Source organism: Streptomyces hainanensis, from assembly GCF_004348415.1.
Classification (GTDB): domain Bacteria; phylum Actinomycetota; class Actinomycetes; order Streptomycetales; family Streptomycetaceae; genus Streptomyces; species Streptomyces hainanensis.
Genome location: NZ_SMKI01000492.1, coordinates 1 through 5,502 on the forward strand (window position 1 = coordinate 1; position 5,502 = coordinate 5,502).

The window sequence follows — 5,502 nt, forward strand, 5'->3', positions numbered from 1 at the left end:
GGACCGGGGTCGGGTGCTCGTCGCGGGCGTAGCCCGCGACGGCCTCCGGGAGTTGGAAGGAGGTCGCGGCCGCCAGGTCGAGGACGCCGCGGGCGACCGTCTGGGCCTCCGTGCGGAGGCCGTAGCGGGCGAGGCCGAGGGCCGCGATCGCGCTGTCGTGCGGCCAGACGCTGCCCCGGTGGTAGGAGAGCGGGTGGTATGCCGGCTGGCCGGCGGCCAGGGTGCGGATGCCCCAGCCGGTGAAGAAGTCCGGTCGGACCAGCCGCCGGCCCACCTCCCGGCCGCGCTCGCGGTCGAGGATGCCGGTCCACAGCAGGTGTCCGGCGTCCGAGCCGAGGGCGTCGACACGCTGGCCCGCGCCGTCCAACGCCAGGGCGGGGAAGTCGTGTTCCGGCAGCCAGAAGTCCCGAAGGAAGCGGGCCCGCAGCCCCTCGGCCGCGTCGTCGAGGACGTCCGCGTACGAGGCGTCGTCCCAGGCCGTGCGGGCCAGCCGGGCCGCCTGGCTGAGCGCGGCGTACGCGTAGCCCTGGGCGGTGGCCGCGGTGATCTCGCCCTTGGCGGGGGTGCCGTCCGCGGCGCAGACGGAGCCGGGGGAGTCCTTCCAGTTCTGGTTGGCGAGCCCGCCCTGGTCCGCCTGGTAGAGCAGGTAGCCGCCGTCGGCGAGGCCGCCGTACTGGAACATCCACTCGACGGCGGCGCGAGCGTGCCGCTCCAGGCGGCGGGCCAGCTTCTCGTCGCCGGTGGCCTGCGCGTGGGCGCCGAGCAGCAGCAGGAACAGCGGGGTGCTGTCCACGGCGCCGAAGTAGCGGCCGTACGGCACCTGGTCGAAGTGGGCCAGTTCGCCGTGGCGCAGCTCGTGCACGATCTTGCCCGGCTCGGCGATGCGCCGCGGGTCGGCGCCGGTGGCCTGGGTGGCGGCCAGTGCGAGCAGCGTGGCGGCGGCCAGTTCGGGCCTGGCGCGCAGCATGAACAGCGAGGTGACGAGGGCGTGTCGGGCGATCAGTGTCAGGAACCACGGCACGCCGGCCGCCGGCACCCGAAGGGGCTCGCCGTCGGGCCCGGTGGCCGGTACGAGGAGGCCGGCGAGGTCGCCGAGCCCCTGTTCGCACGCGGCCGACAGTTCGGGCCAGTCGTCCGGGATCGGCACGCCGCCGAGCCCGCCCACCGTCGCGAACCGGCCGGCCGGCATGGGGAGTACGGGGTCCGGCTCCGGCGCGCCGTGCGGGTGGGCGTCCACGCGGAGCGCCAACTCCACGCTGCCGTGGGCCGGTAGCTCGACCTGCCAGCGCAACCGGCGCGCGCCGCTGCCGGTTTCCTCGACCACGTCGGGCGCGGGCGAGGTGGTGACGACGGTGCGGGCGCGCCACTCGTGGCGCCGGTAGCCGAACTCCACGCCGTCCGGCAGGATCGCGCGGGTGCGTACGGCGTGTGGCTTCTCGTACCAGCGGTGGTCGCCACGTAGTTCGAACTGGTCGGCGAAGTCGGCGTCGACGGTCAACGCCAGCAGGGCGGTCGTCGGTTCGCCGTGGTTGCTGCTGATCCTGATCCGTTCGCTTAACCCGCCGGCGCGCACCGACTGTTCGCGGAAGAGCGTCAGCGCGGGCGGCTCGGCGCGGCTGCCGGGCGGCGTCAGGACGGCGTTGGCCCGGGCCTCGTCCCCGACGGCCGCCGGCACCAGCACGGCGGGCGTGCCGCCGTCGACGGTGAGCTGCCAGCGGCTGAGGTGGCGGGCGTCCCGGGCGAAGAGGCCGTCAGGCCAGGGGCCGCGGTCGCCGGTGATGTCCCCGGAAGGCCCGATCGCTGCGAAGGTGCCGTCCCGGACGAGCAGGCAGTGGTGTGTAGTGAGCACTGCGATCCCCTGGTGTCTTCATGTCTTCGGTTGTCCCCTGGCGGTGGGCGTCAGGCGTGCGACGCGCCCTGGGCCTGGGTGGCGAGCGGTTCGACGTGCGGTTCCATGAGCAGATCGATGGTGAGCGCGGCCGTCCAGCTGAAGTCCTGGCTGCCGCGTGCCTCGCAGGTGAACGGGTCGACGTACTCGGCGAAGCCGGTCGCGTTGGCCGCGCTCAGTGCCTCGGCCCGCAGCGCGTCGGCCTGCTCGGTGGCGCCGTGCAGGCGCAGGCCGCGCTCCAGCAGCCAGTTGATGTTGAACCAGGCGGGGCCTCGCCAGTAGCGCGACGGGTCGAAGGCCCGCCCGGTCAGGTCGTAGCTCGGTGCCAGCCGGGAGGGCCCGCCGAGGCCGAAGTGTTCGCCGGTGGCGGTGCGCACCAGGGCGGCGACGACCTCGTCGGGGAGGTCGGGGAGGATCAGCGGGATCAGGCCGCTGACGCCGCGTTCCGTGATGTGCTCGCCGGTGATCACGTCCTGGCAGAGGAACATGCCGGCGTCCGGGTTCCACAGCCGCTTGAGCAGGTTGGTGGTGAGCTCCTCGGCACGGACCAGGTGGTCGGCCGGGTCGGCGTCGATGACGGCGGCGATCTCGGCCAGGGCGTGCTCGGAGGCGATCAGCAGGGCGTTGAGCGCCGGGTCCTCGACGGCGAACGGGTGCGAGCCGGCGTCGTCGGCGTAGCCGCGGTCGCGGTAGGAGGCGGCGAGCCGGACGTAGCGGCCGTAGTCGAGGTCGGTGGGGCGGTCGGCGCGGCAGCCGTGGTCGAGGTCGGCGCGGTGGAAGGTGCGCACGTCGGCGGGCTCGATCCTGGCCAGCGGCTGGTCCCAACACGGACTGTTGTCCATGCCGGACTCCCAGGGGTGCACGATTGACGCGAGGCCCCGGCCGCCCAGGTCACGGCGGCCGGTGAGGTACCGCTGCCAGGCGACGAGCCGGGGGTAGACCCGACGGAGAAAGCCCCGGCGCGTGGACGCGGCGGGGTCGGCCCGGTGGACCAGCCAGGCGGCGAGGGCGTGGACGGGCGGCTGCACGATCCCGGAGGTCTCGACGGTCGCGGGCGCCCCGGCCTTGTCCCCGGCGGTGGAGGATCGCCAGAAGTCCGGACTGGGGAAGTAGGCCGTGAGGGGGACGGCCGGGTTGAACACGATGTGCGGGATCCGGCCGTCCTGCCACTGGGCGGTCAGCAGCGTCTCCAGCTCGCGCTGGGCGCGGTCGGGGGAGACGTGGCGCAGCCCGATGGCGATGAACGCGGAGTCCCAGCTCCACTGGTGTGGGTAGAGGGCTCTGGAGGGGACCGTCGAGGAGCCGGTCCAGTTGCGGGCGAGAACGCGCTGCGCGCCGTTGTATGCGATCGAGGGGAGGCCGGGGGGCAGATCAGCGCGTTCCACGTGAGCTCCGAAGGACTCTGGCTTTTGCTGCCGCAGCGCGGCCGCACCACTTGTTTTGTCGAAGGTACCGCAGAGTTACGTCTACTTAACACGCAAAAGTACCGCTGTAATATCTACTTCACAAGCTAAATGGGGGTGAGGAATCAGTCACGGGGAAGGCAGGCGGTGTGATGAACCAGGCGAGCGCCGGGCACCTGCTGGGGTTGATCCGCAGCGGACAGGCGACAACGCGCGGCGAGCTCCAGCGGATCACCGGGCTCTCCCGGTCGACCGTCGGTCACCGGTTGGACCAGCTCTTCGGTGCCGGGTGGATCAGGGAGACGGCGGGCGATCCGGTAGAGGCCCCGACCGGCGGTCGCCCAGCCGTGCGGATCGAGTTCGACGCCTCCCACGCGGTGGTGCTCTGCGCCGACCTGGAGACGCGGCACGCGCGGGCCGCCGTGCTGGACCTGGCGGGCGGGCTGCTGGCCGAGCACTCGGGCTCGCTGCTGATCAACCAGGGCCCCGACGAGGTCCTCGACCGGCTCGGCCACTGGTTCGCGGCGCTGCTGGAGAAGGCCGGGGTGCCGGCCTCCGCCGTCTGCGGCATCGGCCTCTCGGTGCCGGGGCCCGTCGACTCGCGGTCCGGCCAGGTCGTCCAGCCGCCGATCATGCCCGGCTGGGATCGCTACCCGATCCGGGAGCGGATGCGGCGCGCGTTCGCCGAGCACTGCCACGGCGACGCCCGGATACCCGTGCTGATGGAGAACGACGCCAACCTGATGGCGTACGCCGAGCAGCGCCACGGCTACCCCGACTGCTCGGCGTTCCTGTTGATCAAGGTCTCCACCGGCATCGGCGCCGGGATGGTGGCCGGCGGCGAGATGTACCGGGGGATCGACGGCGCCGCCGGTGACATAGGGCACATCAGGCTCAGCGAGTACACCCACGCGCTCTGCCGCTGCGGCTCCTACGGCTGCCTGGCGGCGGTGGCCAGCGGCCGCGCCCTGGCCGAGCAGCTGACGGCGGCCGGCATTCCCACCGCCTCCGGCTCCGGCGTCCGCGACCAGCTGTCCATCGGCCAGCCCGACGCGGTACGGCTGGCCCGCGAGGCCGGCCGGCTGGTCGGCGGCGTGCTGGCGACGGTGGTCACGCTGCTCAACCCCGGTGTCCTGATGATCGCCGGCGACCTCGCAGGACCCCCGTTCCTGACCGGGGTCAGGGAGCTCCTCTACCAGCGCGCGATGCCGCGCACCACGGCGTACCTGCAGGTGGTGACGTCCCAGCTCGGCGACCGCGCCGGCCTCGCCGGGGCGGGCACGATGGTCGTCGAGTCGCTCTACGCCCCGACCGAGGCCGACCGCCGGCTGACGTCGGCGGCCCTCTCAGCGACGCAGCAGTAGATCGGCGGGGTCGATTTCGAAGGGGAATGGCCTCTTGATTTGAGTCCGGGTGCCGGCCTGCACGGTGACCTCCGCGTAGGCGCCTCCCAGGCCAAGCTCGCCCACATGGATCCGCGGTGTCGGTGCCAGCTCGACCCGCCAGTAGCTGGGGATGCCGGCGGCAGCGTAGAGCACCGGCTTCATCTTGCGGTCCGTGACCTGAGTAGAGGGCGAGGCGATCTCGATCACGGCGAGCACGTCACGCGGCTCAAGGTGGATGGTCGCCTGGGCCGCGCCCTCGGCGTCCGCGATGACGATGTCTGGGATCAGTAGTCCGTCCGACACGATCACGTTGTGGTCGTGGAAGATCTCGACCGGTGCCTCGGCGGCCTCGACCGCCCGGTCCAGCAGCTTCAACAACCGAGTCGAGGCCCGCTGATGCGGTGTGCCTGGGCTGGGGCTCATCATGAGTGCCCCCCCGACCAGCTCGATCCGGACACGTGAATCCTCGGGCAGGGCCAAGACCTCGTCGACTGTCCAGGGCCCGACATGTTCCTCGTACGCAACGCTCACGGTTCCCTTCGCCTCCTCTCGGGAGGTTTCAGTGTCCCCCAAAGGTCTCGCGACGAGCATGTACGCCGTTCGAATTTCGGGCCCAGTACAGGGGCGCGTCTCGCCTCGCCGTGCCCCGTCGCCTTGGGCGGCTTAGGCTGGAATTAGCCCTTTCGTGGGCGTGATGCCTGCCACGAATGATGACCGGAACGCTCAGATGAGCGGTTGGCGGGGTAACCTCCCGCTGTCAGGGCAGCCGTTCACGAGGAGTCGAGTCCCGTGCCGGAAACGCAAACCCCATCCCTCATCACCCCTC

At 72.2% G+C, this 5,502-nt stretch carries 4 protein-coding genes; 1 reads left to right on the top strand and 3 read right to left on the bottom strand.

What is annotated here, in order from left to right:
• On the bottom strand, positions 1 to 1,849 hold a 1,849-nt coding region (locus E1283_RS30865), incomplete at its 3' end, for an amylo-alpha-1,6-glucosidase (protein ID WP_132821474.1).
• A 50-nt stretch (positions 1,850 to 1,899) separates the two neighbouring features.
• Positions 1,900 to 3,273, bottom strand: a complete 1,374-nt coding sequence (locus tag E1283_RS30870) for an MGH1-like glycoside hydrolase domain-containing protein (protein WP_243745221.1) — start codon at positions 3,271 to 3,273, stop codon at positions 1,900 to 1,902.
• 170 nt (positions 3,274 to 3,443) lie between these two features.
• On the opposite strand from E1283_RS30870, the gene E1283_RS30875 reads away from it, so the two are divergent.
• Complete coding sequence (locus E1283_RS30875) at positions 3,444 to 4,655, top strand: ROK family protein (protein ID WP_207930592.1); 1,212 nt, start codon at positions 3,444 to 3,446, stop codon at positions 4,653 to 4,655.
• Here E1283_RS30875 and E1283_RS30880 read toward each other — a convergent pair.
• Entirely contained in the window at positions 4,638 to 5,207 is a 570-nt protein-coding gene (locus E1283_RS30880; protein WP_132821477.1) for a Uma2 family endonuclease, read from the bottom strand. The genes E1283_RS30875 and E1283_RS30880 overlap by 18 nt on opposite strands.
• Positions 5,208 to 5,502: the final 295 nt, after the last annotated feature.